The organism is Desulfuromonas sp. AOP6, from assembly GCF_009731355.2.
In the GTDB taxonomy this organism is placed as follows: Bacteria; Desulfobacterota; Desulfuromonadia; order Desulfuromonadales; family SZUA-540; genus SZUA-540.
This window is the reverse complement of sequence record NZ_AP022810.1, coordinates 1,832,915-1,858,541: the sequence shown is the minus strand read 5'-3', so window position 1 is coordinate 1,858,541 and position 25,627 is coordinate 1,832,915. Positions and strand designations below refer to the sequence as shown.

The following is a 25,627-nucleotide window of genomic DNA, read 5'->3' as shown; positions in this document are numbered from 1 at the left end:
CAGGGAGAGTCCTTTGCATCCTCTCTTCAGGACAGGGCTTCAAATCCCGAAATCACGTCGAACAGCTCTTCGGATATGACATTCTGGCGCATCGAGTGAAACTTTTTCGTTAACTCACCCAACGCTTCCTCGATATTCTTCTCGGCCCGCTGCATCGAGGCGAGTCGGGCGGCATTCTCTGCGGCCAGGCTGGCCGCAAAACCGCGAAAGAGGGCGACGAAGAGGTACTCGCCGATAAGGGCCCTGAACAGCTTTTCCCGTGGCAGCGTGTAGAAAGGGAGTTGTCGCCCGGGCCAATCACGGCCGCCGAGATCCTGGAGCCAGAGGTTGTCTGGCGGCAGCAGGTTGATTCGAGTCTGCTGATAGGAGGCTCCGCCGGAAGGGCTGTTGTGGAACAGAATCAAACGAAAACCTGCCTGTTTTTCCAGATGACCGGCCAGCAAAAGCAGGACCTGCTGTACTCGTGAGACAATGCTTTCGACCGATGTGGGCAGCCCCAGGGTCTGATCCAGTCTGCCGAAGGACTCTTCCATCAAACTCTGGGCCTTGCTGCCGAAGACCCAGAACTGTCGTTGGCTCCCCTTCAGGTCCTGGTCCCTGAGGACGTTGTGGACATATTCGATAATCGCTTCATTGAAGCGGCCAGCCATTCCCTGGTCGGAGCCAAAGACGAGAAACAGGGTTTTTAGTGGTTTCTGTCGGGAATTCATCAAGGGATGGGAAGGGAGGACCGCCCGCAGGCCCAACTCGACAGTCCTGAAATATTCTTTAAGAGATCGGTTCGCTTCTTCATACTGTCGTATGTTTACGGCTGCCAGAGATTTCATTGTTCGCACGACGGTATGGAGGTCGCCCGTGTTTTTGAGTTTGCGTTCCATCTCCTGCAGAGTCTGCATGCCTTACCTCTCTCTTGCCGGGGACTGCAGCTGACGGTTATTCCTTTTCCAGTGCAGCCAAAGCCTCTTTGGCGGTTTGCCGCATCACCTTGAAATCCTCTTCGGAAAGCATCTTGCCGGCGTTGATTTTTTCGGCGATATCGGTGATCTGGTGTACGGCAGTATGCAGGCGTTCCTCTCCCGCCATGATCTGTTCTTCAGGAATAGCGTCGAAAAGACCCTCGTTGACAGCAAAAAGCACGATGATCTGTTCGGCTGCGGTTCGCGGAGAGTATTGCGACTGCTTCAGCACCGCGCGCACACGGCGACCGCGATCCAGGGTTTTACGGGTCTCCTCGTCAAGACGGGTACCAAAGCGTGAGAAAGCTTCAAGTTCCTCAAATTGGGAATAGCTCAGGCGCAGATCTCCGGCAACCGCCCGGTAGGCCTGGAGTTGGGTCTTGCCACCGACCCGAGACACGGACTTCCCGATGTCGATGGCCGGCAGGATTCCCTTGCTGAATAACCCTGGCGACAGATAGATCTGGCCGTCGGTGATAGAAATCAGGTTGGTCGGTATGTAGGCAGAGATGTTCTGCGCTTCGGTTTCGATAATAGGAAGGGCGGTTAACGATCCCCCCCCGAGCTCTTCTTTCAGGTGAGTGGATCGTTCGAGCAGACGGGAATGGATGTAAAAAATATCTCCGGGGAAGGCCTCACGGCCCGGTGGTCGCCGCAGCAGCAGCGAGAGTTCACGGTAGGCACGGGCGTGCTGGGTGAGATCGTCGTAGATCACCAGCACGTCTTTACCCTTTTCCATGAAGTATTCGGCCATGGTCGTGGCGGCATAGGGGGCGATGAATTTAAGCCCCGGTGGGTCGTCCCCTTTGACGGTGACCACCGTCGTGTATTCCATGGCCCCGTGTTTCTCGAGGTCCGCGATGACCCGGGCGACGGTCGAGGCGCGCTGTCCGATGGCGCAGTAGAAGCAGAGCACCCCCGTGTCTTTCTGATTGATGATGGTATCAATCGTAATCGCTGTCTTGCCGGTCTGGCGGTCGCCGAGAATCAGTTCACGTTGCCCGCGGCCGATGGGGATGAGGGCATCGATGGCTTTCAATCCGGTCATCAGGGGGGTGGTGACCGGGGCGCGATCCATGATGGCGGGTGCCGGTCGCTCAAGGGGACGTCGTTCGTCATAACGGAGTCCGCCTTTGTCGTCGCGCACCTTCCCGTTCGGATCGACAACGCGGCCGATCAGGTTTTCGCCCACCGGCACGTCGAGCACTCGGCCGGTGCCGTAAACCTCGTCACCTGAGCGCAGATGCTGGTATTCACCCAGCATGACCACCCCAATTTCCCTGCTGTTGATGTTGAAGGCGAGGCCGAGGCCATTGCCCGGGAAGGCCAGAAGCTCATCCGCCCGGACTTCGGTCAGTCCGCTCACCCTCGCGATGCCTTTGCCGATGGAGTTCACCCGACCGACAACCTGCGGCGTCAAGGCAGGAGTATAGCCGTCCAGGCCCTGGTCAAGAGCCTGCAACGCTTCACGGATCACCGTGTCAAGACTGGAGGAGGTTGTTTCAGGCATGTTTGGTTTCCTCCGCCTCAGGGGAAGGTCTGGTGTTGTTATGCTGCACCTGTCCCTCGATCAAATCGATCACACGGGATCGCAGTCCCTCCAGGTAACTGTCTATTCCCCAGGAAAATCTTAGATTTCCAGAGCTGGCTTCGACACCAAGGGGGAACTGGGAGTCCACCTGGTAAGTGATTTCAACTTTCTCGATGCCCATTTGGCGCAGAGCTTCGGTGATTTTGCCCTTGCCGGATTCTTCGAGTTCACAGGTAGAGCGTACGATGATATGTCCAGATTTGGTGGCGCGCTCAAGTTTTTCCCGAGCGTCCTGGTCGAGATTTTGGAGGCGGGAGACCATCTTTTCGGCCAGGCGGTTGATCAGGGATTCGTCTGCCAGGTCCTGCAGTGAGCGTTGCACTATCTGCAGGACTTGCCGGCTGGCCGCGTTTTTCATGTTCCTGTCGAAGGCCTGACGGTCGCTCTCCAGGGTCTCGACCCAGGTTTGACGTTTCTCGTTCACCTCCTCACGGGCTTTTTCGATAAGTTCCTGTTTCCGCTGCTGTGCTTCGTCCTGAGCCTGATTCAGCAGGTGTTCTTTTTGCTCCTCAAACTCCAGCTCTTTCTGGTGGAAGAGCTCTTCCTTTTCCTCTGCCTGCGCCACCTTGTCGGACGCTTCCTGCAGGCGGTTGTTGATATTTGCTACACGCTCGTTCATATGGCGGACGATCGGCTTATAGAGAACCCTCTTCAGCAGGTAAACCAGGATGAGAAAATTTATCAGCTGCGCGACGATAGTGAACCAGTCAATGAGCATTTCACCCTCCGCTACCGGCCTGGTCGAGGAAGTAATTCCAGAAAGGATTGGCGAAGATCAGAATCATCGAGACGACGAAAGCGTAGATAGCTGTCGATTCGACCATGGCCAGACCGACGAAGAGGGTGCGGGTGAGGGTGTTGGCTTCATCGGGCTGCTGTGCGATGGCAGCCAGCGCCTGCGCGAGGGCACGGCCCTCACCGAGGGCGGGTCCGATGGCGCCGATGCCAATGCAGAGACTGCTGCTGAAGATCGATGCGACTGCGATCCAACCAAGATTATCCATGAGTAGGCCCTCCTTCAGGTGGTCGGTTATTGTTTGTGTTTATGATGTTTCTCTTCGGTGTCATACTGGACCCTGACAGCCGCCGCCAGATAGACTGTCGCAAGTACGGCAAAAATATAGGCCTGAATGACGCCTGTTATCAGCCCCAGAATGTTCATCAGCACCGGAAAGAGCAGGGGCGCAAGTGACAGCAGGATGCCGGCAATCATCGCGCCACTCATAATGTTGCCAAAAAGGCGCACGGCCAGAGCCAATGTTCGCGAGAGCTCGCCAAGGACGTTGAAGGGGAGCATGAGGGGGGTCGGCTGAATGTAGTTTTTCAGATAACCGAGAAGACCCTGACGGCGAATGCCCCAGACAGGCACGGCTATGAATACACAGATGGACAGGGCGGCCGTGGTCGACAGAGAGCCGGTCGGAGCCCGGTAGCCCGGGACGACGGCAAGGATGTTGGGGAACAGAATGAACAGGAACAGCGTGCCGATAAAAGGGAGAAATTCGTCGGCCGGGCGTAGCCCCATGGCTTCTATCTGTTTGCGGATATTGTCGACAATGACCTCAAGGAGGTTCTGGCCCCAACCGATATTTTCACCGGAGGTCAGCTTCATGGTGATCAGGGTCGCGCCACCGGCCAGCAGGAGCATATTCAGCCAGGTCACGAGGATGGTCGCATTGAGTTTGGCAAAACCGTACTGCCAGTAGATGGAGGCATCAGGCGTGATTTCCATGTCATCTCCCGTCAGATATTGTTCGGCCACCGTTCAAGGGGTGCTGACCCTGCTGGCGACCCCAATCCCCTTGATCTTGAGTAAAACCTGTCGCGTCATAATCAGCCCGCCCATGGCCAGAAGCAGCGACAGCCCTCCCCAGGGGAGGAGAAGGTAGAAGCCTGTGAGCGTCAGGGTGAGTCGCAGCAGGAAACTACCTCCAAGCAGCAGCCGCGGCCTGCTGCTTGCGGGAATGCGCACCAGGGTCAGCCACAGTCCGCCGAAATAGAAAAACCCCATGAAGGCCCCGGCAGCCAGGGCACAGGTCAGTTGCCACCATTCGATCTGTATCTGTTCCATCATGAGTCATCCTCGTCCCGGCGTTCCCGGTGATACGCCTCTTCGATGTTCTTGCGCTCTCTTGAAATCCAGAACCAGGCGTTCAGGCAGCCGACGATGATACCTGTCAGCAGCAGCATCAGGGTCCAGGAGTAACGGCTTTGAATCCGGGAATCGATCCATATCCCGAGGGCGATCGCGGCCAGAACAGGGATCGCGACGGACCATCCCACCAGGCCGAACATACCGAGTCCAAACCAGACGCCCTGGTCTCCCTGCCGGCGGGCCCGTATTTTGCGCTTCTGGCTCTCTTCGACCTTGCGCCGGAACTGCTGATTGAGTTTTGATTTGTCCGATTCATCTGCCACGACTTGCCCTTCCTTTGAAGGAATCCGCCTTAGAGATCCATGAAGCTGCGCATAAAGTTGGCTTCCAGTCGAGCGACGGCTGTCTGCACCTTGCGCTCGTGCTCATCAAGTTCCCTGAACCGGTCCTCCACCACCGCTGACAACTCTTCCAGGGAAGCGTCGCTGACAGCATTGCGCACCGACACCCGTACCTGGTCTCCCTGTTTGACCAGCACTCCCGAATCGATGGCGATGAAGTGTTCCTCGCCCCCCTCTGTGGAACGATAGGCGAGCAGGCCAGGTTCCAGGACAGAGACGAAATCGATGTGATGGGGCCGCAGACCGAAGCTGCCGTTCAGGCCGGTGGCCGTGACGGTGGCGACCTCCGTCTCCAGAAGGATACGGCTGGGTAAAAATATCTTGAGTTTCATGTCGCTTCCCGGTTGCCTGAAAGATCTGTTCGATTGTCAGCTTCGTCACCGGATGGCTTCTGACGAGTCTTGCCTCTGGCCTCGTCAATACCGCCGATCATATAAAGGCTCTTTTCCGGAGCTTCGCTGAATTCGTCATTAAGAATGCGTTCACAACCGTCGAGAGCTTCTTCAAGGGAAACGGTCTTGCCTGGCATCCCGGTGAACTGCTCGGTGGTGAAGAACGGTTGGGTCAGAAAACGCTCCAATCGTCTGGCACGCAGCACCGTTTGCCGATCGTCGCGGGATAGCTCTTCCATGCCAAGCATGGCGATGATGTCCTTCAGATCCTCGTAAGAGGCCAGGGTGCGGCGGATCTCCTGGGCAATCCGGTAATGGCGGTCCCCGACGATGGTGGGAGTCAGCATCTTGGAATAGGATTCAAGGGGGTCTACGGCTGGGTACAATCCCTGACTGGCCCGCTTGCGCGACAGGACGATGGAGGCTGACAGATGAGAAAAGGTGTGTACTGCGGCGGGATCGGTCAGGTCGTCGGCGGGAACGTAGACCGCCTGGATGGAAGTAATGGCCGCATGCGGCGTGTTGGTGATGCGCTCTTCCAGTTGGGAGAGCTCGGATGCCATGGTCGACTGATAGCCGAGCCGCGATGGGAGGAGTCCGAGAAGCCCTGAGAGTTCCATGCCAGCCTGGATAAAGCGGAAGATGTTGTCGATCAGCAGCAATACATCCTGGCGGCGGTCGTCACGAAAATACTCCGCCATGGTCAGGGCGGTGAGCCCGACCCGGAAACGACATCCTGGTGGTTCGTCCATCTGGCCGAAGACCATCACGGTGTTGTCGAGGACTCCGGCTTCCTGCATTTCGCGATAGAGTTCCTCCCCCTCACGACAGCGCTCGCCGATGCCACAAAAGATGGAGACCCCCTCATGCTCTCCCACCATGTTGTGGATCAGTTCGGTGATGAGCACGGTCTTGCCGACGCCGGCTCCACCGAATAAACCTGCCTTGCCGCCGCGTTCCAGCGGTGCCAGGATATCGATGACCTTGATGCCGGTGGTGAATATTTCCGATTGGGTCGCCAGTTCCGTCAGGTTCAGAGACTGACGGTGAATGGAGCGCCGCTGCACATCTTCAAGGGGATCCTTGCGGTCGATGGTTTCTCCGAAGACATTGAACACCCGGCCGAGGATTTTCCTGTCAACGGGGGCCTGCAGGGATTGACCCGTGTCACGGACAGGAGTGCCAAGGCTGAGTCCGCCGGTAGGGGTCAGCGCATTACAACGCACGGTTTCGCTGTCCAGATGCAGCGAGACCTCGACCCGAATCCCCTCATTATCTCCGGTGACGAGGAGATTGTTGAGAGGGGGCAGCCCCTCATGGAATCGGGCCTCGACCACTCCTCCGATGACCGAGGAGACAACGCCATATTTTTTTCCGGATGAACCCTTCATAGCTGTCTCAATGGTATCTTTCGAGAATTTTCTCTGCCTTCAACTTATCGTCTGTCGGGTGCTTGTCAAGGTGAGGCAGGCAAACTGCCTCGGCTGCAATATCAGCGAAATAGCAGCTTTTTGTTGGTTGGTAAATTGTTGTCACACTGTCGATGCGCTGATTAAAGGGGCTGATAAGTTCTGGAATGAGTCCATCCGTTTTTTGCGGGTATACCTGGCCCGGCTCCCTATGCTAAATCATACTAGTCCGCTAAAAAAACCAATCGCTGTTGCCGAAGGTCGGCGTCCGGTCAGGCGGGCTCGATCCATTAACTTATCCAAGCCAAGGCTCCTCGATGAAGCTCTACAACAAACACATTCTGCCGAATCTCGTTCACTTTGCCTGCAGCCTGAAGCCTGCCATGCTGCTGCGCGAGAAAGTGGTGCCGCTGGCCCGGGGAGAGGTTCTGGAAGTGGGCATCGGGACGGGCCTGAATCTTCCTTATTACGATGCCGCCCAGGTGAGCAAGCTCTGGGCGCTCGATCCTTCACCCGAGATGGTGAAGAAAGCGGAACTGAAGGCGCGGGCGGTGAATTTTCCAGTGGAGTTCATCGAGCTGCCCTGCGAAGATATTCCACTGGAATCGGCAAGTGTCGATACGGTGCTGGTGACCTATACCCTGTGCACCATCGTCGACGTGCAGCAGGCCTTGCGGGAGATAGGGCGCGTGCTCAAACCGGATGGCGAACTTGTTTTCTGCGAACATGGCCTGGCTCCTGATGCACGCATCCGCCGCTGGCAGAACCGTCTGGCACCGGCCTGGCGATGCCTCGGGGGCGGTTGTCATCTGAACCGCGATATCCCCGCGCTTATAGAAGAGGGCGGTTTTGTTGTTCGCGAGATGCAGGCCGCTTATGTCTCTGGTTGGGGACTCGCGTCCTACAACACCTGGGGAGTGGCGACCTTTGCTCAGCGGCCGCAGGATTTGCTGGCCGAGACATCTCAACAGGAGAGTGGAGGATAGAACATGGCTGGTAGCAGTTTGCTGACCCTTCTCGATGATATCGCCACCCTGCTGGACGATATCTCGGTGATGACCAAGGTCGCCGCCAAAAAGACGGCCGGGGTTCTGGGGGACGATCTGGCCCTCAACGCGGAGCAGGTCACGGGCATTCGCGCCGACCGGGAGCTGCCGGTGGTCTGGGCGGTGGCTAAAGGGTCCTTTAAAAACAAGCTCATTCTGGTGCCCTCAGCTCTGCTGATCAGTGCCTTGGCGGCCTGGGCCATTACCCCATTGCTGATGGTCGGCGGCGCTTACCTCTGTTATGAAGGTTTCGAGAAGCTGGTTCACAAGTTTGGGCGCCATGAAGAGGCCAATGAGGCCAATCACGCCGAAAAGATCCGTGCCCTGAGCCATCCCGAAGTGGATATGGTGGCCCTGGAAAAAGACAAGATTAAGGGGGCTGTGCGCACCGACTTCATCCTTTCCGCCGAAATCATCGTGATTGCCCTTGGCACCGTGCAAGGCAAGGCCCTCGGTCTGCAGGTGGCGGTGGTTTCGACGATTGCCCTGCTGGTCACCGTCGGGGTCTATGCGCTGGTCGGCGGCATCGTTAAAATGGATGACGCCGGTCTTCACCTGCTTCGGCGGCAAGGCACCGCTTTTTCGGACCGTTTCCGTCGAATGGTCGGCGCAGCCCTGTTACGGCTGGCGCCCCTGCTGATGAAGTTTTTGTCCGTCGTCGGCACCGCGGCCATGTTCCTGGTCGGCGGCGGCATCCTCATGCATGGCCTGCCTGGCGGCCACGCTGTGGCCCACGCCGTGGTTGAATTTGTTCATGGCTTCGGCTCGATTGGCGAGATTCTCGCCATCGTAACTCCTGTGCTGGTTGACGGTTTGGGCGGCATTGTCGCGGGCGGACTGGTGCTGGGGGCGGTTCAGCTTGTTAAGGCACTGGCCAACCGTTTCAGGCCTGTCGTACAAAAATAAGAACCGTCAGACCATCGCTGACCCGAAGGTGTCCAGAAAACGAAGAGGGACCACCATGGATATTGACCCGAACCAAACCTCCTTGCTGGAACGGATCGACCGCCTTCTCCCCAGGAGCCTGCAGCTGAAGCTCAGCCTGCTGGTCACCGGCCTGCTGGTTATTCTGGTCAGCCTGGTCGGGGCGCTCTTTTCCGACTTTCTTCGCCACAGCCTGTTGGATGAGATCGGCGCCAAAGCCCTCGATGTCGCCCATGCCGTTTCCTACGATCCGGAAGTTCTGGAAGGCCTTCTCGCCCGGGATTCTGCTCGGACGCAGGCCGTGGCCGAAAAGATCCGGCAGGCGACGGGGTCGCAATACGTGGTGATCGGCGACAGCCGCGGCATCCGCTATTCCCATCCGGACCCCTCGCGGATCGGTCATCCTTTTGTCGGTGGGGATCTGGGGCCGGCCCTGCAGGAAGGGCGTGCCTATGTCTCCCGGGCTGTCGGCACGCTGGGCGAATCGCTGCGCGGCATTGTGCCCTTACGCGGCGACAATCAGGACGTCATCGGCTTTGTGGCCGTCGGCTATCTGTTGCGTGACATCGACGTCACGGTCAGGGCTCAGCAGCGGCAGATTTACGGCTACATTGCCATCGTTCTGCTGTTCGGCGTCTTTGGCGCCGCTCTTATCGCCCGTGGGCTCAAGAGTGCTATTTTTGGCCTTGAACCCCACGAAATCGCTGCCCTGTACCAGGAGCGCAACGCCATTATCGGCACCATCCGCGAAGGGGTGGTGGCCGTGGACGGAGAAGGGCAGCTGACCTTGGTCAACCAGGCGGCGCGCCGCTACCTCGGCCAGGAAGGGGCTGACAACCTGCGCGGCCGCCGGCTGGCTGAGGCATGCACCAATCCCGAACTGGAAAAGATGCTGACCGGGGGCCAGAGCGTGCTTGACCGGGAGATGCTGCTCAAGGGGCGGACCATGATTGTCAACGTGGCGCCCTTCAGTGGCCCGCCCCGGGGGGCGGTGGCGAGTTTCCGGCCCAAGGATGAACTCGACCGTCTCGGGCGTGAGCTGTCGCAGATGCAGGAATACTCCGAGCTGCTGCGCTCCCAGAGCCACGAATACTCCAACAAGCTGCACACCATCGCGGGTCTGCTGCAGATTGGTGCCCAGCAGGAGGCGCTGGATCTCATCATGACGGAGGCCAGCGGCTACGAGGAGTTGATCCGCACCCTGACCAAGGCGGTACCGGACCCGGTGGTGGCGGGACTCATTCTCGGCAAGTTCAACCGGGCCCGGGAGCTCAAAGTCCATCTCTCCCTGGATCCCGACAGCTCGCTGGCCGATGTGCCTGCTCCTATCGACCGTCAGCACCTGGTCACCATTCTCGGCAACCTGCTGGACAATGCCTTTGAGGCGGTTCGCATCGGCGACCGGCCCTGGGAGGTACGCCTGATTCTGACTGATCTGGGGGATGACCTTATTCTCGAAGTTGAGGATTCGGGGCCGGGGGTGTTCCCGGAGGTGGCCGAAACCCTCTTTGACAAGGGGGTGACGACCAAGGGTCAGGCCGGGCGCGGGTTCGGCCTGTACCTGCTGCGCCAGGCGGTGACGGCGTTGGGAGGCAGCATCACCTACGGGCAGGGAGAACTGGGCGGCGCGCTCTTTACAGTCAGCATACCCAAGGCTGGCAAGGAGGAAGTAGGATGACCGGTACAACGCTCAGGGTGCTCATCGTCGAGGATGATCCGCGTATTTCCGAACTGCACCGGCGCTTCGTGGAAAAAGTCCCCGGCTTCGAGGTGGTGGCGGTGGCCAACACGCTGGCCGACGGCGAGGAGATGGTGGAGGTGCTCGGACCGGATCTGGTTCTGCTCGATCTGTTCTTTCCGGAAGGCCATGGGCTGGATCTGCTGCGCCGTATGCGGAAGGTCGAGGCCCCCAGCGATGTCATCCTCATTACGGCCGCCCGCGAGATGGCCTCTCTGCAGGAGGCCCTGCGCGGCGGCATTTTCGATTATATCGTCAAGCCTGTGTATTTCCCTCGTTTTCAGGAGGCACTCGAAAAATTTCGCCGTTACCGGCTGCGCCTCGATTCGGATGACGATCTGGAACAGCAGGAAATCGACCGGTTGTTGCATTCGTCGGCCCTCAAAACGACCGAGCCCGATGTCGATATGACCCCCAAGGGCATCGATCCGCTGACCTTGAAAAAGGTGCGGCAGGTCTTCGACGATCCTGCGGTCGCTGACCTCAGCGCCGACGAGGTCGGTCAGCGCATCGGCGCCAGCCGTTCCACCGCCCGCCGCTATCTGGAGTTTCTTATCACGGAAGGTTATCTCAAAGCCGATCTCATCTACGGTGTGGTGGGCCGGCCCGAACGCCGCTATGTGCGCAGCCGCTGAAGACCCGAACGGACAGCGCGTTGAACACAATGCACAAAATGCTCGTAAAGAAATAAATTCTTTTTAAAATCCAAATATTTACACGAATTTGTCCTGGATCTATCCTTGAGCAGTATCGAGGGTGAAAAACGGGGAGAACGCGGATTGGCGCGAACTTCCCGGCACCCTCCCAAGCCAAGGAGAAGGTCCATGCTCTACATTCAATTTCTCTTTCTGCTGATGATGCTCTACATCGGCAGCCGTTTCGGCGGCATGGGGCTGGGGGTGGTTTCCGGCATCGGCCTGGCCATCGAAGTCTTCGTCTTCAAGATGCCGCCGACCAGCCCGCCTATCACCGTCATGCTTATCATTCTGGCCGTCGTCACCTGCGCCTCGGTGCTGGAAGCCGCCGGTGGGCTGCGCTACATGCTGCAGATTGCCGAGCGACTGCTGCGTTCGCGGCCCAAACTCATCACCCTGCTTGGCCCCCTGGTCACCTACACCATGACGGTCATGCTCGGCACCGGCCACGCTGTTTATTCCATCATGCCGATCATCGGCGATGTCGCCCTGAAAAACGGCATTCGGCCGGAACGCCCCATGGCGGCCGCCTCCGTCGCCTCGCAGCTCGGCATCACCGCCAGTCCCATTTCGGCCGCGGTCGTCTTTTACCTGACCCAACTCTCCGGTCTGGCTCCCGACCTCACGCTGCTCTCCATCCTCGGGGTGACCATTCCGGCGACCTTCATCGGTTTGCTCGCCATGGTGGCCTACAGCATGCGTCGCGGGGTCGAGTTGGACAAGGATCCCGAGTACCAGCGCCGCCTCCAGGATCCCCATTGGGGGGCTGAAATCAAGGCGAGCGCCGCCACGACCCTCGGGGAAAAGCTCCCTGCCGCCGCCCGTAATTCGGTGCTGCTCTTCCTGTTGGCCCTGGTCTCTATCGTTATCATTGCCATGGTGCCGGAAATCCGCACCCTGCAGCCTGGCGGCAAACCGATCAAAATGGATGTCATTATCCAGATGATGATGCTCGCCTTTGGTGGCATCATACTGCTGGTGACCCGGATCAAGGCCGCCAAGGTTTCCGACGGCGTTGTTTTCAAGCAGGGGATGGTGGCGGCGATTGCCATCTTCGGTATCGCCTGGATGAGCGACACCTATTTCCAGTTCGCCATGCCCAGCTTCAAGGCAGGCATCACCGAAATGGTCAACAACTTCCCCTGGACCTTTGCCCTGGCCATGTTTGCCGTCTCCGTCGTCATCAACAGCCAGGCCGCGACCTGCATCATGATGCTGCCGGTAGGGCTGGCGCTGGGGCTGTCGCCGGCCCTGCTCATCGCCATCATGCCTTCGAGCTACGGCTACTTTTTCATCCCCAACTATCCCTCGGATATTGCCACCATCAACTTCGATATTTCGGGGACGACGAAGATCGGCAAATTCTACTTCAACCACAGTTTTATGATGCCAGGGTTTTTCGCGGTGGTGACGGCCTGTATTGTCGGCTACGGTCTGGCGATAATGCTGATCTGACAGAGTCGTCAGCAGGACGCCATGTCGACAAGAAAGGGCCGCTTCTTTTTGAGAGGCGGCCCTTTCTTGTGTTTACGCAGGGGGTGAGCAGGAGCAGTCCGGGTCATCGCATGGATGCACCTCGACACTCACGTGAGTGACATGGGGCAGGGCTTTCAAGCGATTCTGATAGTCCTCAGAGGTGTGACCGCAGCCGGTGACGACGGAGGCGACCAAGGCGATGTCCCGGGAGCCGATGGGCCAGAGGTGCAGGTCGATGACGCGGCTTTCCTGGTCTGCTTCAATCAGTTCCCTGGCTCGGGTTGTTAAGGTTGCCGTGACGCCCCCATCGAGGAGAATCACGGCGGTTGTCTTGATAAGCTGGTAGGCCCAGCGGCTGATGAGCAGGCCACCGACGATGCCCATAACGGGATCGAGAACCGTCCAGCCCAGAAAGCGCCCGGTCAGCAGAGCCACCAGGGCGAAGATGGAGGTGAGGGCATCGGCGATGACGTGCAGGTAGGCGGCCCGATAGCTATGGTCGTGCTGGCCGTCATGAGGATGATCGTGATGGTCGTGGGGATGGCCCTCTTCGGCCGTATGCAGAATCATGACGCTGGCGAGGTTGACGATCAGACCGAGCAGCGTGACCCCGATCGCTTCATTGAAGGCGATGGTCACGGGGTTCAGCAGGCGCTGGACAGATTCGACGATCATCCAGAGGCCGGCCAGTCCCAGAAACAGAGCGCTGGTGTAGCCCGCCAGCACGCCGAACTTGCCGGTGCCGAAGGAGAAATAATCGGAGTCGCGGTGCTGTCGGGCCAATCGATAGGCGGCGTAGGTGATCCCCAGAGCGAAGGCGTGGGTGCCCATGTGCCAGCCATCGGCCAGCAGGGCCATCGACCCCGTCAGATGGCCGGCCACAATCTCGACCGCCATGGTGGCCAGGGTCAGCAGAATGACCCAGAGGGTGCGCCGCTCATTGCCCGGATTGATGTTGGTGAATTCGTGGGAGTGCGCCAGGCGCTCGGCGGTCTGTTCGTGTCGGTTCATCTCCATCCTCATTCAGCGTGATGGGTTCGGCAGACTGTCGACGAGAGACTCGTTTCGACGTGTCCAAAGGATTAACATGCCGCACCGGAAGCGTCAACCAATGGGAGGCGTCCGCTTTCGGAACAGGGCCGCCAGCAGACCGATGAGCAACACCAGCGAGACCCCCTGCAGCAGCCAGAAGGACCCGAGTTTCAGCCAGGCAAAGGGGGCGGCGACATAACGAATCAGCCAGGGGGTGACGATGTCCAGCAGCAGGCTCAGCCCCAGCAGCCAGATCAGTATAGTTTTGATAGGCTCCCCAAGGGGACTAAAGAGCAGCAGGTGGCTGAAGACCACGAAAAAGAGGCCCATGGCGAAGAGGTGAAAGTGGGTCACTTCCAGCAGGCCAATAAAGCTGCGCGGGTTCATGAACTGTTCAGGATCGCCTAGAAAATAACGCACCACACTCTGATAGTTGAAACCAAGCTTGGTCCGAAACATCAGAATGCCGGTGACCCAGTGCAGCAAAAAGTAGATATAGAAAAAAGCCAGGATGACTTTAGATAAGGGGCTCTGGCCGGGGCCGGTCATCATTACGCGCATGGTTATTTCTCCGACAAGAGGATGGAGCCCATAGCCGTGATTTTCCTGACCTGCCTGGTGATCGCTTCGGCGGACAGGGTGGCCCCGGAGATACCGTGAATTCCACCCCCCACGCGCAGTTCGGGAGACAGCTGGATATTCCGGAACTGGTCAAGCCAGCGCTTGGCCGGCATGTATTCCGGTGGTTCGAAAAAGGCCAGAATTTCCGTAAAACGAACGGTTCCATCCGTGTTGAGAACAACCATCACCGTTTCCGGCAGGGTGCGAACGACACCGGCTTCGATGGCCGCATAGCCGGTCGTCTGTTCAGCCTTCTTTCCCACATAGAAGGTGAAGATGGGGGAATCAGGCAGAACGCCGGAGAGTTTTTTGACCTGTTCCATTTCTGCCGGCGACAGAAAGAGATGGATTGTCTCGACCCGCTCGGCTTCGGGAAAGGCCAGCTTGAGAGCTTCGGACTTGGACATGAGAGCCTTGCCCAAAGACAGATCGGGTGCCAGTAGAAGAAGAACCAGCCATAGCGGAGCGATACGTTTTTTCATAGGGTGCATCCTCTAAAAAGGCCGGAGAGGTGGAGGCTGTCCCTCTCCGGCCACATGACAACTGTTGGTTAGAAAATGTAACCGAAACCGATGTTGAGCTCGTCGGCGCGGACACCGTCTTTCTTGTCGAAGTTGCTGTAATCGGCCTTGATAACGACGTTGGGGATCGGCTTGTAGCTGAGGCCCGTCACCAGCAGCTCTACATCCTCGTTGTTGCCGTCGTAATCGAGATTCTCATAACGCACGAAAGGAGCGAGGTAATGGCTGGTGCCCCGGAAGAGGTGGGGCAGAACATTGTAGGCGGCCTCCCCGTAGTAGGCGAAGATCTCATCGGGAACATCGGCGCCGATGGCCTCGGCATCATCGATTTTAACCTGAGAGGCGAGAGCCTTGAGTTCGAGGCCGCGGACCTTGTACTGCGAGTGAATTTCGTAGATCTCTGTGAAGACATCGGCTTCACGGTTACTGGTGTCGACAACCTGTCCCTGACCCGAATCGCCCAGATAGAAGCTGCCACCGATAGTGAGACCGAGGATCGGTTCGTAATCGAGGCGACCCACCAGGGCCCAGTCTTCTGCCTTGGTCTGGGAGGCTTTCTGGCGTCCGCCGCGCAATCCCTGTGAGGTAAAGTCAGCCCCGTCAAAACCGTTCATGACATAGAGTTTGTAGTCAATGTTGTCCGTCAGGCTACCGAAGGCGCCGACGCCCATCTCCCTCCAGGTGGAAGGAATAACCTGGCGCTCGACCAGGGGGCGGTCCACGCCGTGAAAAAGGGTGGGTTCGTGCAGTTCGTTGGTGAGGCCCACCGGCGCGAGTAAAAGTCCGCCCCGCAGGTTGATCTTGTCATGCAGCAGAAAATCGAGGCTGGCCATTTCGACATAGATCTCATCGGCGTGTTCAATTTCGATTTCCGTGTTCAGGATGATGTTGTCGGTGAATTTGTAGCCGAAATAAAGAATGGCGCGCAGCATATCCGCCTGATCGATTTTGTCTCCCTTGTCGCTGGTGTAATTTTTGAACTGGCCTTCGCCATAGCCGCCGATGGAAAGGCCCTGGTTGAGCTTGTACACTTTGGAGGCTGCCGGCCCATAGCCGAAGGTAGAGCTGTACTCGGCGTCTTCCACGGCCGATTCGTTTTTGAGTTTCTGCAGTTCTTCGGTGATCAGGTCAAGGCGGCGCTCCAGCTCTTCGTTGCTGGCTGCAAAACCGCTGACCGGAACGAAGGCCAGAAGAAGGGCGAAAATAACGGACAGGCGGATTAAAGGTTTCATCACAGGTCATACTCCTCAGGGTTAGGGGTTGTTTTAAAAAGAGCCGGGATCCTCGGCATTCCTGCACGGAAATGAAAATCGTTTTCAGAAAATAGGGAACCTGAGGTTTTCTGTCAAGAAGAAAATGAAAGCCATTATCAAAAAAAAGATGAATTTTCGCGAAGGATAAGGAAGGTTGTACCCAAATTTGCATTTCGAGAGTGACTTGTTAGCCTTGGAAAAAGGGCAGTACCCTCCTTGTTCCTCAGAAGACAAAAAAATCCAAATCGGAATTTTAGTTCCAAAGGAGATGTCATGAGCCAGGGAAACTATGTATCTCGCCGCCGTTTCATTCAGGGGGTCGGGTCCGCCTTTTTCCTTGCCGGGCTGCAGGCCGCCTTGCCGCTTCCCCTCTGGGCCCGGGCAAACCACTGGGGCCTTGACGGCCTGCCGTCGGCGCGGGACCGCTACGATCTGACCATTGGCTATTCCCCGATTGTCATCGACGGCCGCGAAGGGACGGCAACCGGCATCAATGGCACGGTACCTGGCCCTTTAGTGCGTCTGCGTGAAGGGGATGAGGTCACCCTGAATGTCACCAATGCCCTGATGGACACCGAACACTCCTCCATCCATTGGCACGGGATTTTAGTGCCTTTCCCCATGGATGGCGTGCCGGGCGTCAATTTCGCCGGAATTCCACCTGGGGAGACCTATTCCTATCGTTACAAGCTCGTCCAGTCGGGAACCTATTGGTATCACAGCCACTCCTTCCTGCAGGAACAGTCTGGCACCTACGGCCCCCTCATTATCGATCCCAAGGACGGCGAACCCTGGCCCTATGATCGCGACTACGTGGTGGTGCTTTCCGACTGGTCCTTTGAAAAGCCGGAGACGCTTTTTCGGAATCTCAATCTTCTGGGCCACTATTACAATTATCAGCAACGCACCCTGGGGGATTTTATCCGGGATATTCGCCAGGATGGTTTCAAGGAGACCATGGACGAACGCCTGGCCTGGGGGAAGATGCGCATGAGCCCCGTGGATCTGGCCGATGTGACGGGAGCGGCGTACACCTACCTGATGAACGGCAACAGCCCGGATATGAACTGGACGGCCCTCTTTGCCCCCGGTGAAACCGTGCGTCTGCGCTTCATAAACGCCTCGGCCATGAGCAATTTCGACGTGCGTATCCCCGGTCTGGACATGGACGTGGTCATGGCCGACGGCAAGGCGGTCAGACCTGTGACTGTGCAGGAATTCCGCATTGGTGTGGCGGAAACCTACGATGTGCTGGTCCGTCCCCGGGAAGATCGTCCCTTCACTCTCTTCGCCGAATCCATCGATCGCAGCGGTTATGCCCGCGGCACGCTTTCACCGGAGCCTGGTCTTACGGCGCCGGTGCCACTGCTGCGAAAGCGACCCGTGCGCGGACTGCAGGATATCGGCATGGGCATGATGGTCGGCGAGATGAATGAAGGTGAGATGGGTGGAGGGCATGGAGGCCATGGCGGGCATGGAGAAATGGGCACAAAAGATGATCCACGCATCCCCGGACCGAACGGGCCGGAGCCTTTTATGCCCGACCGAAAGACCTCCGTCAATGTGGCCATGACTATTCCCAACCCCCGCTACCGCCTTGACGAACCTGGGCTCGGTCTCGGCCATGATGGCTGGAAGGTTCTCACCTATAAAGACCTGACCTCTGAAGAGCCGCCGGAATATGCCGACACCCCTGAGCGGGAGATGACCATCCATATCACGGCCAACATGGAACGCTACATGTTCTCCTTCGATGGGATGAAATACACCGAACATCCCGGTCCCTATCTGTTCCGCCACAACGAACGTCTGCGCCTGTTCCTGGTGAATCACACCATGATGGATCATCCGATTCACCTGCACGGCATGTGGATGCAGCTGGAAAACGGGGCCGACAGACTGCCTTACAAGCACACCATTCTGGTCAAGCCCGGTGAGGTGGTCTCCGCCTTGATCACGCCGATTGAAAAAGGGGACTGGGCGTTTCACTGTCACCTGCTTTTACACATGGAGGCGGGTATGTTTCAGGTCGTGCGGGTTGTCTGAGGCAAGACAGGAGAGGGGGTACCATGAAGAGATTCGTTTTATTGCTCGTGTTTGCCTTTTTGCCCGTCTTGAGCCTGGCCGCCGATGAAAAATCAGGAGAGCCCGTAACTGATTATTTTCCAGCCGACTATCCGGAGGCACCTTCGGTGCGGCCGGAAGGGCAAGGGATTGTCAAATATGCGGAAGACGGCGACTCGAAGGGGAATTTCGGCCGACATCCGGTGCACGACAACCAGCTCTTTGCCACCTTTAAGACGGACCGTTTCGAACATCAGTGGAAAGAGCACGGTGTCGAGGTTTTTTTATGGGACGTGCAGGGTTGGATTGGGGAGGACTACAACAAGCTTTACCTGAAAAGTGAGGGTGAGGTCCTGCTTGAAGACAGCCATCCCGTGGAGGAGGCTGACCTGGAACTGCTATACAGTCGCGCCCTTTCAAAATTCTGGGATGTGCAGTTCGGCTTCCGGCAGGACTTCCGGCCGCGGCCGCAACGAACCTTCGCCGCCTTGGGAATCCAGGGACTGGCCCCTTACTGGTTCGAAGTGGACGCCACCGCCTACCTGAGCGAGGACGGAGATCTGTCAGCTGCCGTGGAAGCAGAATACGAGATCATGCTGACCCAGCGACTACATGTCATCCCTCGACTGGAGATGGGCCTGTCGTTGCAGGACGTCCCCGAGTACGAGCAGTGGCAGGGGATAACCGATCTGACCCTCGGTGCACGTCTCAGGTATCAGATCAGCCGCAAGCTGGCCCCCTATGTCGGCCTGACCTGGCACCGAAAAATTGGTGAAACGGGACATAATCTCAAAAAGGTAGGAGACGATATTGATACCCTTGGTGCTGTGGTGGGAGTGAAGCTCTGGTTTTAGGTTTTTATCCTAACCAGCCGCACCGGGTTTGACGGTGCCTCATCGCCACAAACAGAACCCCATATTTTGTCAAACCATCCGCCTGGTCGATGTTTCGGCAGGGCACTTTAGGTTCCGCCCCTGATGTGAGGGCTTGTCGGTTGTTTGGTGTCATCCATCCTATAGCGTTTTTCCCGGTAAGCGATGGTGGGCCAGATGGCCTGGGCGAGGGCATCACGAATGAGCTCGGTCTCCTCCTCTGCCTCTTCAAGGTGCCCATTGCTGTAGACATACTGGGTGGCCGGCTTGTTCGGCGTGTGAATGACGACCTGGTCGCCTACCATGTAGGCCTGGTTGTTGCCGAATTGCATGACGGCTCTGCCGGACTCGTCGGCGGGTAGTTGCAGCAGGTCGTGTCCGGGCATGGGATGACTCGATTCAATCCCCATGAAAGAAAGTAGCGTGGGTGGCAGATCGAGCTGGCTGGCGACCTTGTCGTAGCGGGCGGGTTTCACGTCGGCGCCGAGGATCAAGGCTGGTATATGGAAATATTTGATGGGAACGAGCTCGTCCCCGAAAACCCGGTCCTCATGGTCAGCCACCACCAGGAAAAGGGTGTTTTCCCAGTAGGAAGCTTTCTGGGCCTTCTCAAAAAACCTGCCCAAGGCGTAATCCGCATATTTGACGGCATTGGTGCGAGATTCTTTTGGTTGCTCGTATAAATCGATGCGGCCATCGGGGAATTCGAAGGGCGAGTGGTTGGAGACGCTGAAGACGAAAGTGAAAAAGGGCTTGTCCCCGTGGGACAGCAGTTCCTCGTGAGTGCGCTGGAAAATATCTTCATCGCAGACGCCCCAGGAGCCCCGGAAAGTCCAGTCAGTGAAGTGTTTCTCGTCGATGACCCGGTCGAAACCGTTGGCGAGGAAGAAGCTGCGCATATTGTCAAACTGGCTGTCGCCGCCGTAAATGAATTCAGAAGAATAACCTTGTGATTTCAACAGTCTGGCGAGGGTGAAGAAATTCTGTTGGGCCAACCCCAGTTTGACCACGCTGCGAGCCGGCGTGGGCGGAAATCCGGTGACCACCGCCTCGATCCCACGAATCGAACGGGTCCCGGTGGCATAGAGTTGACTGAACCACATCCCTTGGGTAGACAGTTTTTCCAGTTCGGGAGTCAGCGGGAGACCGCCAAGGGATTGGACATAACTGGCCCCCAGACTTTCTTCGAGGATGATGACCAGATTGAGCGGTTTCTGTCGATTCTCGGCAGGAACCTGATGATGGAGGGTAGGGATCTCCTGGCTGCTGAAGGTCGCTGCGGGCAGCCTCATGTCCTCGTGCAAACGCTGGAAGACCTCTGCCTGCTCCATCTTTCCATAAAATCGCACCGAGTTGGACTCATCTTTCAGGCGGGAGATGGCATAGCCGAGGGAATAGGCTGAGCTGACTCCAAGCTGATTGACCAGAGGATCGTTGGAAAATGCTACCGTGCTCATATTGGCCGGACGATGGCTCAAGCTGGAACGGGCGCCGCCCAGCAGCAGGAGAAAAATAAGCGGCATGATAGCGAGTTTTCGCCCAAATCTCCAGGTTTGTGCTCTTTCCGTCAGTTTGCGACTGAGCACCCACATAACCACAGTCAGGCAAACGACCACCAAGGTCGATATCAGTAAAGGAAGTTTATAGGCGGCCCAGAGGGTAGAGAACACTTCGCGGGGATGATCGAGATACTCGAAAAAGAGCCGGTTGGGGCGGCTGTCGTATTGGTCTACAAAGGAGGGGGTCGCCGCTTCCATGAAAACGATGGCGGCCGTGAGCAGGGTCAGCCAGGCCGGCAGGGCTCTTTTCCATATCCGCCTCACTTTAGGGCGATCAGGCAAAAGAAGGGCAACGAGGGTCGGCAGGGATACGGCGTAGCTTAGCAGGACGACGTCCATGCGCAGACCATAGCCTAAAACGGCCCAGAGCCCGTTCACGGCAGTGACGCGGTCCCATTTCCAGGCCATGAAGCCGAGGCGCGACAGACTCATTATAAAAAGGGCGATGATAAAAAAAACGAGGATCGGCAGAAGTGGCCCCAGAAGCTTAACGATGCGGTTGCGGTCCGACATTCTCGTGTGCTCCTGTACGGAAAAAAATTATGAACTCTTGCGTGAAAGCCTACTGACGCCATCATTGGTTCAACATAGTGCAATTTAGCTATGGATTGACAGCATAGCAAGAGAATTCTTGAGTCATGAGCTGGTGTTTGGTGGGGCGATTTTAGGTTTTCTCTGTATTACAAGGTCGTCGTCAGGAGGAACAATTGGCCTCTGCTGGGGACAAGTGCTATCTTTACTTTCCCACCGATAACAAAGTCATGTTTCTGGTCACCAAGAGAGGAAGGATGCTGGATATTTTCAACCATTTGCAGCAGGCTGTAAAGCGCGCCCAGAACGAAAACGAGCTGCCCGATTATCTGGCTGCAAGAATTCTGCGTATCGCTGAGCAGCAAGACCGATATCAGGAACTGCAGGCCGAAGTAGAGCGGCTTATCCACCAGTTGGCTGATTACGATACCTACGGGCAGACCGGCTATCTGGGCATGGGGGTCAACAACGTCATCCTGGAAAAAACCATCGACCGATTGGAAGGGCAGGCGGCCAAACCATGAGAAGGTATGCGCCCGGACGTGACGACGAGGTGACGTCTCTGCATGATGAACGGCTGGAGAAGATCGTGCAGGTCCTGCGACAGCACCGGGCTGAAACGGTGCTGGATTTGGGCTGCGGTTCGGGTGAGTTGCTCGCCCGTCTGGCTCTGGAGCCTTCTTTTCGCAAAATTGTTGGGCTCGACATCTCTCTGGAAGCTCTCAGCACAGCGCGGGATTTGCTCCAGCGACTGGGGCAGTCGGCGGATGGCAGACGTCTGAGCCTTTGCCATGCGTCCTTTACCGACGCTTCGGATGAATTCAGTGGTTTCGATGCGGGTGTGATGCTTGAAACCCTTGAGCATATCGATCCCCAGCGTCTGTCCTCCCTGGAAAAGGCTGTCTTTTCCGGATTTCGTCCCTCCCTGGTCATTGTGACCACACCCAACCGTGAATACAATGTCCTGCATGGCCTGCCGCCGGGTGCCTTGCGGCATCGCGACCATCGCTTCGAATGGGACCGGGCCAAGTTCCGCCAGTGGGCAACGGGAGTCGCCGGCCGCAACGAGTACCAAGTTGCTTTCGATACCGTCGGTCCAGTTGATCCCTTTTACGGCAGCTCCACCCAAATGGCCAGCTTTTCCTGCCTCTAGTCCATCCGGTCTCCTTTCCCTCCAGCGGCTGTTTTCTCCCTGCATTCCTGATTTCCTTCCCGTTTTCCTTGTATCGATCGGTGTGGAATATTCATCATAGGCTGCGCACTATTCTGCGTCCCGTCTCTATGCACGGCTGGCGTCGACCGGCCCCGATATCCCTTAAAACATGAAATACCGACAGGTTACGTCTGCCGCTTCGATTGGCATGCCCTGTGTAGATAGACAGGATAGAATCCGCAGCATTTCATCCCATTCATCAAGGAGAAATCCACCATGACCGAGCAGGATAAAAAACAGCAATTTGAAGAAACGACCAAAAATAATCTTCCCCGCCTTGTCATCATCCTGACAATCCTGGTCGCATTGGGGATCGGCGCCTGGACGGTGATCCCCAATGGTGCTGCCGGCAGTAAAATACTGAAAGCCGATGGGGGAGTCGTGCAGATTGCCCAGGCCGAACTTGCTGATGGCAAAGCCAGATTCTATCGGGTGCAGGGAGCCAATAACGAGATCAGCTTCTTTCTGGTCCAGAGCAAAGATGGTGAAATTCGCGCGGCTTTCGATACCTGTGACGTCTGTTTCCGCGCCAAAAAAGGCTACCGGCAGGAGGGGGATTCCATGATCTGCAATAATTGCGATCAGGCCTTCAAGACCGAGCTGGTCGGCGTGATCAAGGGCGGCTGCAACCCGGCGCCCCTCGCCAAAGAGCTACGTGACGGCAAAGTGATCATTTCGCTGGCGGACCTGGAGCAGGGAAGCTGGTACTTTGCGGGTCAGCCGCAAAAAGGGTCTATGTAATGAAGCTCGAAACCATTGCCTTCAACAATATCCGTCGCCGCAAGGGGCGAATGGCCTTTCTGCTGGCCGGTCTGCTACTCGGCATCGGTACGGTGGTAACGCTGGTCTCTCTTTCGCAGTCGTTGACAGCCGAAGCCCAGCACAAGCTGGAAAACTTTGGCGCCAACATCCTCATCACGCCGCGCAGCGACCATCTTTCCCTCTCCTATGGCGGCGTCAGCCTGGGCGGGGTGACCGTGGAAGCGGAAGAGATACGCCAGGAGGATCTCGCTCTTCTCAAGACCATCCCCAACGCCCGCAATATCGCCGCTATCGCGCCTAAGTTGCTGGGGGCGGCCCGGGTGGGCTCGGAGCGAGTCCTGCTCATGGGGGTTGACCCGGAACTGGAGTTTGCCCTCAAACGCTGGTGGTCCGTACAGGGCGCTCCCCTTGAAAATGACGATGAGGTGGTGGCGGGCAGCAACGTGGCCCGGCGCCTTGATCTGCAGCCGGGGGACAGCATCGAACTATTCGGCCGACAGTTTACCGTCAGCGGCATTCTCGAGCAGACCGGCGGACAGGACGACCATCTGCTATTGGCCTCGCTGAGCGTCGTCCAGCACCTGTTGCAGAAACCGGGGATGGTTTCTCTGGTCGAAGTCGCCGCTCTGTGCGGTGATTGTCCCGTCGAGGATATGGTGCGGCAGATCAGTACAGTAATGCCGGATGTCGAGGTCAATGCGTTGCAGCAGATTGTGAAGACGCGCATGCACGCGCTGGAACAGTTTGAGCTCTTTTCCTGGTTGGTGGCGGCCGTCGTTCTGCTGGTGGGCGCCTTGGTGGTCTTTGTCACCATGATGGGGGCGGTCAACGAGCGCACACGGGAAATCGGAATTTTCCGCGCTCTCGGTTTCCGTCGCAGCCATGTGATGCGTCTGATTCTGGTGGAGTCTGCCAGTGTCAGCCTGGTAGCTGGCATCCTGGGGTATCTGGTCGGCACGGCCGCTGCGCGGGCGGTGCTTCCCTTCTTCCGCGACGGCCATGGTGCTCAAGGAGCCCACGGTGAACACATGGCCATGATCCTGTGGAATCCGGAACTGGCTGTCGGAGCCGTTGTGCTGGCGGTAGTCGTCGGCTGTGTCGCCTCTTTTTATCCGGCCCTGCATGCCAGCCGCATGGATCCCAACGAAGCCCTCCGGGCTCTTTAGCGCAGCAATCAAGGAGAAATTATGGCTCTTATCCAGATACAGGATTTGGGGAAACGTTACGAGAGCGAGGGCGACTGCGTCGAGGCGCTGAAAAATGTCGATCTGACCATCGAAAAAGGAAGCTTCCTTGGCGTCATGGGGGCTTCCGGCTCAGGCAAAAGCACCTTTTTGAGCCTGCTGGGTGGCCTTAGCAAGCCGAGCGCTGGGGCGATCCACATCGATGGCATTGACATCTACAATCTGTCGGTGGAACGGTTGGCCGATTTTCGCCGGGAATACCTCGGGTTTGTCTTCCAATCCTTCAACCTGGTTCCCTACCTCACCGCCATGGAAAACGTCATGCTGCCGCTGGCGGTAAAACCACTGTCCAAGGCCAAGAAGGTGACCATGGTCGAGAAGGCGCTGGCCCAGGTCGGCCTCTCTCATCGTCAGCGGCACCTGCCCAACCAACTGTCCGGTGGCGAGCAGGAGAGGGTGGCTATTGCCCGCGCGCTCGTCAATGAGCCGCCGTTGATCCTGGCAGACGAACCGACGGGCAGCCTTGACTCGGAGACCGCCCGCGACATTATGCAGCTCTTTGCCGACCTCAATGATGCGGGCCAGACGATCGTCATGGTGACACACAACCTCGAAAACCTGGATTACTTCGACCGCACCATTCATTTGCGCGACGGCCGGATTGTCGAGGATCGTCCCCGGCGATTCAACGGGCAGAAAAAGGCGGTCTGAAGACGCCATGATGCTTCTCTTCTTGCTGCTTTTCGCCTTTCTCGCCCTGGCGGTTGTCCGACAGGTGGAGCGCCTCGATACGGAGCCTGAGCCGCAGGTCGGCCACTGCCCCGGCTGTGGGAACAACGTGGAGGTGGACTGGATGATCTGTCCGCGCTGCAAGGAACTTCTGCAGAACGTCTGCCCGGGGTGCGGCAGAAGCCTGCCGGTCTACCACCGCTTCTGTTCCGATTGCGGGACGCCGCGGGCCAAAGACTTCGGGGGAGGGCAGCATGACCAAAAAAGTTAAGGGGGTGCTGCTGCTGGCGGCTGCCGCCGTCGCTGTGGTGCTGATCTACAATATCTGGTCCTACAGCTGCGGTCACTGTACCTTCCGCTCCATGATGACTCTGGGTACGCCGGGCTATCTGCTGCTCCAGATAAACGCCGCCCTGCTGGCGTCCCTGGTGATCCTGAAGCTGCTGTCGACCCTGCAGACGCGTAAAAGGCGGTGCTCCTGTGGTGAGTGCCTGCTGCCGGGCTCGCATTATTGCCCTGCCTGCGGGAATAAAGCAGGATGCCAGAGAGGTCTGTGACCGGGG

At 57.6% G+C, this 25,627-nt stretch carries 28 protein-coding genes; 14 read left to right on the top strand and 14 right to left on the bottom strand.

What is annotated here, in order from left to right; genetic code table 11:
• Positions 1-26: 26 nt before the first annotated feature.
• Genes AOP6_RS08705 through atpD form a run of 9 tightly spaced genes read right to left on the bottom strand, consistent with a single transcriptional unit; the run spans position 27 to position 6,826 of the window.
• Entirely contained in the window at positions 27-896 is an 870-nt protein-coding gene (locus AOP6_RS08705; protein WP_155876360.1) for a F0F1 ATP synthase subunit gamma, read from the bottom strand.
• A 37-nt stretch (positions 897-933) separates the two neighbouring features.
• Complete coding sequence (locus AOP6_RS08700) at positions 934-2,466, bottom strand: alternate F1F0 ATPase, F1 subunit alpha (RefSeq protein ID WP_155876359.1); 1,533 nt, start codon at positions 2,464-2,466, stop codon at positions 934-936.
• Entirely contained in the window at positions 2,459-3,265 is an 807-nt protein-coding gene (locus AOP6_RS08695) for a hypothetical protein (protein ID WP_155876358.1), read from the bottom strand. The genes AOP6_RS08700 and AOP6_RS08695 overlap by 8 nt, the downstream gene beginning before the upstream one ends.
• A gap of 1 nt (position 3,266) precedes the next feature.
• A complete protein-coding gene (locus AOP6_RS08690) occupies positions 3,267-3,551 on the bottom strand; it encodes a F0F1 ATP synthase subunit C (RefSeq protein WP_155876357.1) in 285 nt (94 codons plus the stop codon).
• A gap of 26 nt (positions 3,552-3,577) precedes the next feature.
• Positions 3,578-4,279 carry a F0F1 ATP synthase subunit A gene (locus tag AOP6_RS08685; RefSeq protein WP_155876356.1) on the bottom strand — a complete coding sequence of 234 codons (702 nt, stop codon included), beginning with the start codon at positions 4,277-4,279 and terminating at the stop codon, positions 3,578-3,580.
• Positions 4,280-4,312: 33 nt separating this feature from the next.
• Positions 4,313-4,621 (bottom strand): ATP synthase subunit I, encoded by a 309-nt coding sequence (locus AOP6_RS08680; RefSeq protein WP_155876355.1) that lies wholly within the window; start codon positions 4,619-4,621, stop codon positions 4,313-4,315.
• On the bottom strand, positions 4,618-4,965 hold the full coding sequence (locus tag AOP6_RS08675; RefSeq protein ID WP_155876354.1) for an AtpZ/AtpI family protein: 348 nt from the start codon (positions 4,963-4,965) through the stop codon (positions 4,618-4,620). Before AOP6_RS08675 ends, AOP6_RS08680 begins: the two co-directional genes overlap by 4 nt.
• 29 nt (positions 4,966-4,994) lie before the next feature.
• On the bottom strand, positions 4,995-5,375 hold the full coding sequence (locus AOP6_RS08670) for a F0F1 ATP synthase subunit epsilon (RefSeq protein WP_155876353.1): 381 nt from the start codon (positions 5,373-5,375) through the stop codon (positions 4,995-4,997).
• Positions 5,372-6,826, bottom strand: a complete 1,455-nt coding sequence (gene atpD / locus AOP6_RS08665) for a F0F1 ATP synthase subunit beta (RefSeq protein WP_155876352.1) — start codon at positions 6,824-6,826, stop codon at positions 5,372-5,374. The genes AOP6_RS08670 and atpD overlap by 4 nt, the downstream gene beginning before the upstream one ends.
• Positions 6,827-7,161: 335 nt before the next feature.
• On the opposite strand from atpD, the gene AOP6_RS08660 reads away from it, so the two are divergent.
• From AOP6_RS08660 to AOP6_RS08640, 5 genes are all read left to right on the top strand, one after another.
• Positions 7,162-7,830, top strand: coding sequence for a class I SAM-dependent methyltransferase (locus AOP6_RS08660; RefSeq protein WP_155876351.1), 669 nt, complete (start codon positions 7,162-7,164; stop codon positions 7,828-7,830).
• Positions 7,831-7,833: 3 nt separating this feature from the next.
• Entirely contained in the window at positions 7,834-8,796 is a 963-nt protein-coding gene (locus tag AOP6_RS08655; protein WP_155876350.1) for a DUF808 domain-containing protein, read from the top strand.
• A 55-nt stretch (positions 8,797-8,851) separates the two neighbouring features.
• The gene (locus AOP6_RS08650) at positions 8,852-10,492 is read left to right on the top strand and encodes a sensor histidine kinase (protein ID WP_155876349.1); all 1,641 of its coding nucleotides are present in this window, start codon (positions 8,852-8,854) and stop codon (positions 10,490-10,492) included.
• Complete coding sequence (locus AOP6_RS08645) at positions 10,489-11,187, top strand: response regulator (RefSeq protein WP_155876348.1); 699 nt, start codon at positions 10,489-10,491, stop codon at positions 11,185-11,187. Before AOP6_RS08650 ends, AOP6_RS08645 begins: the two co-directional genes overlap by 4 nt.
• A 189-nt stretch (positions 11,188-11,376) precedes the next feature.
• Complete coding sequence (locus tag AOP6_RS08640; RefSeq protein WP_155876347.1) at positions 11,377-12,702, top strand: anaerobic C4-dicarboxylate transporter; 1,326 nt, start codon at positions 11,377-11,379, stop codon at positions 12,700-12,702.
• Positions 12,703-12,774: 72 nt separating this feature from the next.
• Here AOP6_RS08640 and dmeF read toward each other — a convergent pair whose 3' ends face one another.
• The 4 genes from dmeF to AOP6_RS08620 form a co-directional block, all read right to left on the bottom strand.
• Positions 12,775-13,734 (bottom strand): CDF family Co(II)/Ni(II) efflux transporter DmeF, encoded by a 960-nt coding sequence (gene dmeF / locus AOP6_RS08635; protein ID WP_155876346.1) that lies wholly within the window; start codon positions 13,732-13,734, stop codon positions 12,775-12,777.
• A 93-nt stretch (positions 13,735-13,827) separates the two neighbouring features.
• Positions 13,828-14,316, bottom strand: coding sequence for a hypothetical protein (locus AOP6_RS08630; RefSeq protein WP_155876345.1), 489 nt, complete (start codon positions 14,314-14,316; stop codon positions 13,828-13,830).
• A 2-nt stretch (positions 14,317-14,318) separates the two neighbouring features.
• Positions 14,319-14,858 carry an FMN-binding protein gene (locus AOP6_RS08625; RefSeq protein WP_155876344.1) on the bottom strand — a complete coding sequence of 180 codons (540 nt, stop codon included), beginning with the start codon at positions 14,856-14,858 and terminating at the stop codon, positions 14,319-14,321.
• A 68-nt stretch (positions 14,859-14,926) separates the two neighbouring features.
• Complete coding sequence (locus AOP6_RS08620; RefSeq protein ID WP_155876343.1) at positions 14,927-16,132, bottom strand: hypothetical protein; 1,206 nt, start codon at positions 16,130-16,132, stop codon at positions 14,927-14,929.
• Positions 16,133-16,423: 291 nt separating this feature from the next.
• Between AOP6_RS08620 and AOP6_RS08615 the strand changes: the two genes are divergently transcribed.
• Positions 16,424-18,196, top strand: coding sequence for a copper resistance system multicopper oxidase (locus tag AOP6_RS08615; protein WP_155876342.1), 1,773 nt, complete (start codon positions 16,424-16,426; stop codon positions 18,194-18,196).
• 23 nt (positions 18,197-18,219) lie between these two features.
• A complete protein-coding gene (locus AOP6_RS08610) occupies positions 18,220-19,068 on the top strand; it encodes a copper resistance protein B (protein ID WP_155876341.1) in 849 nt (282 codons plus the stop codon).
• Positions 19,069-19,175: 107 nt separating this feature from the next.
• Here AOP6_RS08610 and AOP6_RS08605 read toward each other — a convergent pair whose 3' ends face one another.
• Positions 19,176-21,158 carry an LTA synthase family protein gene (locus AOP6_RS08605; RefSeq protein ID WP_155876340.1) on the bottom strand — a complete coding sequence of 661 codons (1,983 nt, stop codon included), beginning with the start codon at positions 21,156-21,158 and terminating at the stop codon, positions 19,176-19,178.
• Between the two features lie 194 nt (positions 21,159-21,352).
• Here AOP6_RS08605 and AOP6_RS08600 point away from each other — a divergent pair, with 194 nt between their 5' ends.
• From AOP6_RS08600 to AOP6_RS08570, 7 genes are all read left to right on the top strand, one after another.
• Entirely contained in the window at positions 21,353-21,700 is a 348-nt protein-coding gene (locus tag AOP6_RS08600; RefSeq protein ID WP_225897261.1) for a GSU3529 family protein, read from the top strand.
• A complete protein-coding gene (locus tag AOP6_RS08595; RefSeq protein ID WP_155876339.1) occupies positions 21,697-22,329 on the top strand; it encodes a methyltransferase domain-containing protein in 633 nt (210 codons plus the stop codon). The genes AOP6_RS08600 and AOP6_RS08595 overlap by 4 nt, the downstream gene beginning before the upstream one ends.
• Before the next feature lie 276 nt (positions 22,330-22,605).
• Positions 22,606-23,130 carry a DUF2318 domain-containing protein gene (locus AOP6_RS08590; protein ID WP_155876338.1) on the top strand — a complete coding sequence of 175 codons (525 nt, stop codon included), beginning with the start codon at positions 22,606-22,608 and terminating at the stop codon, positions 23,128-23,130.
• On the top strand, positions 23,130-24,317 hold the full coding sequence (locus tag AOP6_RS08585; RefSeq protein WP_155876337.1) for an FtsX-like permease family protein: 1,188 nt from the start codon (positions 23,130-23,132) through the stop codon (positions 24,315-24,317). The genes AOP6_RS08590 and AOP6_RS08585 overlap by 1 nt, the downstream gene beginning before the upstream one ends.
• 21 nt (positions 24,318-24,338) lie before the next feature.
• Positions 24,339-25,046, top strand: coding sequence for an ABC transporter ATP-binding protein (locus tag AOP6_RS08580; RefSeq protein ID WP_155876336.1), 708 nt, complete (start codon positions 24,339-24,341; stop codon positions 25,044-25,046).
• A gap of 7 nt (positions 25,047-25,053) precedes the next feature.
• Positions 25,054-25,335 (top strand): zinc ribbon domain-containing protein, encoded by a 282-nt coding sequence (locus AOP6_RS08575; protein WP_155876335.1) that lies wholly within the window; start codon positions 25,054-25,056, stop codon positions 25,333-25,335.
• Entirely contained in the window at positions 25,319-25,621 is a 303-nt protein-coding gene (locus AOP6_RS08570; RefSeq protein ID WP_155876334.1) for a hypothetical protein, read from the top strand. Before AOP6_RS08575 ends, AOP6_RS08570 begins: the two co-directional genes overlap by 17 nt.
• Positions 25,622-25,627 lie beyond the last annotated feature (6 nt).

What these genes read in the sequence shown, in the direction of transcription:
- AOP6_RS08655 (WP_155876350.1), top strand. Translation starts at nt 7,834, where the DNA reads ATGGCTGGTAGCAGTTTGCTGACCCTTCTCGATGATATCGCCACCCTG.
- AOP6_RS08570 (WP_155876334.1), top strand. Translation starts at nt 25,319, where the DNA reads ATGACCAAAAAAGTTAAGGGGGTGCTGCTGCTGGCGGCTGCCGCCGTC.
- AOP6_RS08640 (WP_155876347.1), top strand. Translation starts at nt 11,377, where the DNA reads ATGCTCTACATTCAATTTCTCTTTCTGCTGATGATGCTCTACATCGGC.
- AOP6_RS08595 (WP_155876339.1), top strand. Translation starts at nt 21,697, where the DNA reads ATGAGAAGGTATGCGCCCGGACGTGACGACGAGGTGACGTCTCTGCAT.
- AOP6_RS08645 (WP_155876348.1), top strand. Translation starts at nt 10,489, where the DNA reads ATGACCGGTACAACGCTCAGGGTGCTCATCGTCGAGGATGATCCGCGT.
- AOP6_RS08580 (WP_155876336.1), top strand. Translation starts at nt 24,339, where the DNA reads ATGGCTCTTATCCAGATACAGGATTTGGGGAAACGTTACGAGAGCGAG.
- AOP6_RS08660 (WP_155876351.1), top strand. Translation starts at nt 7,162, where the DNA reads ATGAAGCTCTACAACAAACACATTCTGCCGAATCTCGTTCACTTTGCC.
- AOP6_RS08610 (WP_155876341.1), top strand. Translation starts at nt 18,220, where the DNA reads ATGAAGAGATTCGTTTTATTGCTCGTGTTTGCCTTTTTGCCCGTCTTG.
- AOP6_RS08605 (WP_155876340.1), bottom strand. Translation starts at nt 21,158, where the DNA reads ATGTCGGACCGCAACCGCATCGTTAAGCTTCTGGGGCCACTTCTGCCG.
- AOP6_RS08650 (WP_155876349.1), top strand. Translation starts at nt 8,852, where the DNA reads ATGGATATTGACCCGAACCAAACCTCCTTGCTGGAACGGATCGACCGC.
- AOP6_RS08575 (WP_155876335.1), top strand. Translation starts at nt 25,054, where the DNA reads ATGATGCTTCTCTTCTTGCTGCTTTTCGCCTTTCTCGCCCTGGCGGTT.
- AOP6_RS08690 (WP_155876357.1), bottom strand. Translation starts at nt 3,551, where the DNA reads ATGGATAATCTTGGTTGGATCGCAGTCGCATCGATCTTCAGCAGCAGT.
- AOP6_RS08670 (WP_155876353.1), bottom strand. Translation starts at nt 5,375, where the DNA reads ATGAAACTCAAGATATTTTTACCCAGCCGTATCCTTCTGGAGACGGAG.
- AOP6_RS08615 (WP_155876342.1), top strand. Translation starts at nt 16,424, where the DNA reads ATGAGCCAGGGAAACTATGTATCTCGCCGCCGTTTCATTCAGGGGGTC.
- dmeF (WP_155876346.1), bottom strand. Translation starts at nt 13,734, where the DNA reads ATGAACCGACACGAACAGACCGCCGAGCGCCTGGCGCACTCCCACGAA.
- atpD (WP_155876352.1), bottom strand. Translation starts at nt 6,826, where the DNA reads ATGAAGGGTTCATCCGGAAAAAAATATGGCGTTGTCTCCTCGGTCATC.
- AOP6_RS08705 (WP_155876360.1), bottom strand. Translation starts at nt 896, where the DNA reads ATGCAGACTCTGCAGGAGATGGAACGCAAACTCAAAAACACGGGCGAC.
- AOP6_RS08585 (WP_155876337.1), top strand. Translation starts at nt 23,130, where the DNA reads ATGAAGCTCGAAACCATTGCCTTCAACAATATCCGTCGCCGCAAGGGG.
- AOP6_RS08630 (WP_155876345.1), bottom strand. Translation starts at nt 14,316, where the DNA reads ATGCGCGTAATGATGACCGGCCCCGGCCAGAGCCCCTTATCTAAAGTC.
- AOP6_RS08700 (WP_155876359.1), bottom strand. Translation starts at nt 2,466, where the DNA reads ATGCCTGAAACAACCTCCTCCAGTCTTGACACGGTGATCCGTGAAGCG.
- AOP6_RS08625 (WP_155876344.1), bottom strand. Translation starts at nt 14,858, where the DNA reads ATGAAAAAACGTATCGCTCCGCTATGGCTGGTTCTTCTTCTACTGGCA.
- AOP6_RS08590 (WP_155876338.1), top strand. Translation starts at nt 22,606, where the DNA reads ATGACCGAGCAGGATAAAAAACAGCAATTTGAAGAAACGACCAAAAAT.
- AOP6_RS08685 (WP_155876356.1), bottom strand. Translation starts at nt 4,279, where the DNA reads ATGGAAATCACGCCTGATGCCTCCATCTACTGGCAGTACGGTTTTGCC.
- AOP6_RS08695 (WP_155876358.1), bottom strand. Translation starts at nt 3,265, where the DNA reads ATGCTCATTGACTGGTTCACTATCGTCGCGCAGCTGATAAATTTTCTC.
- AOP6_RS08680 (WP_155876355.1), bottom strand. Translation starts at nt 4,621, where the DNA reads ATGATGGAACAGATACAGATCGAATGGTGGCAACTGACCTGTGCCCTG.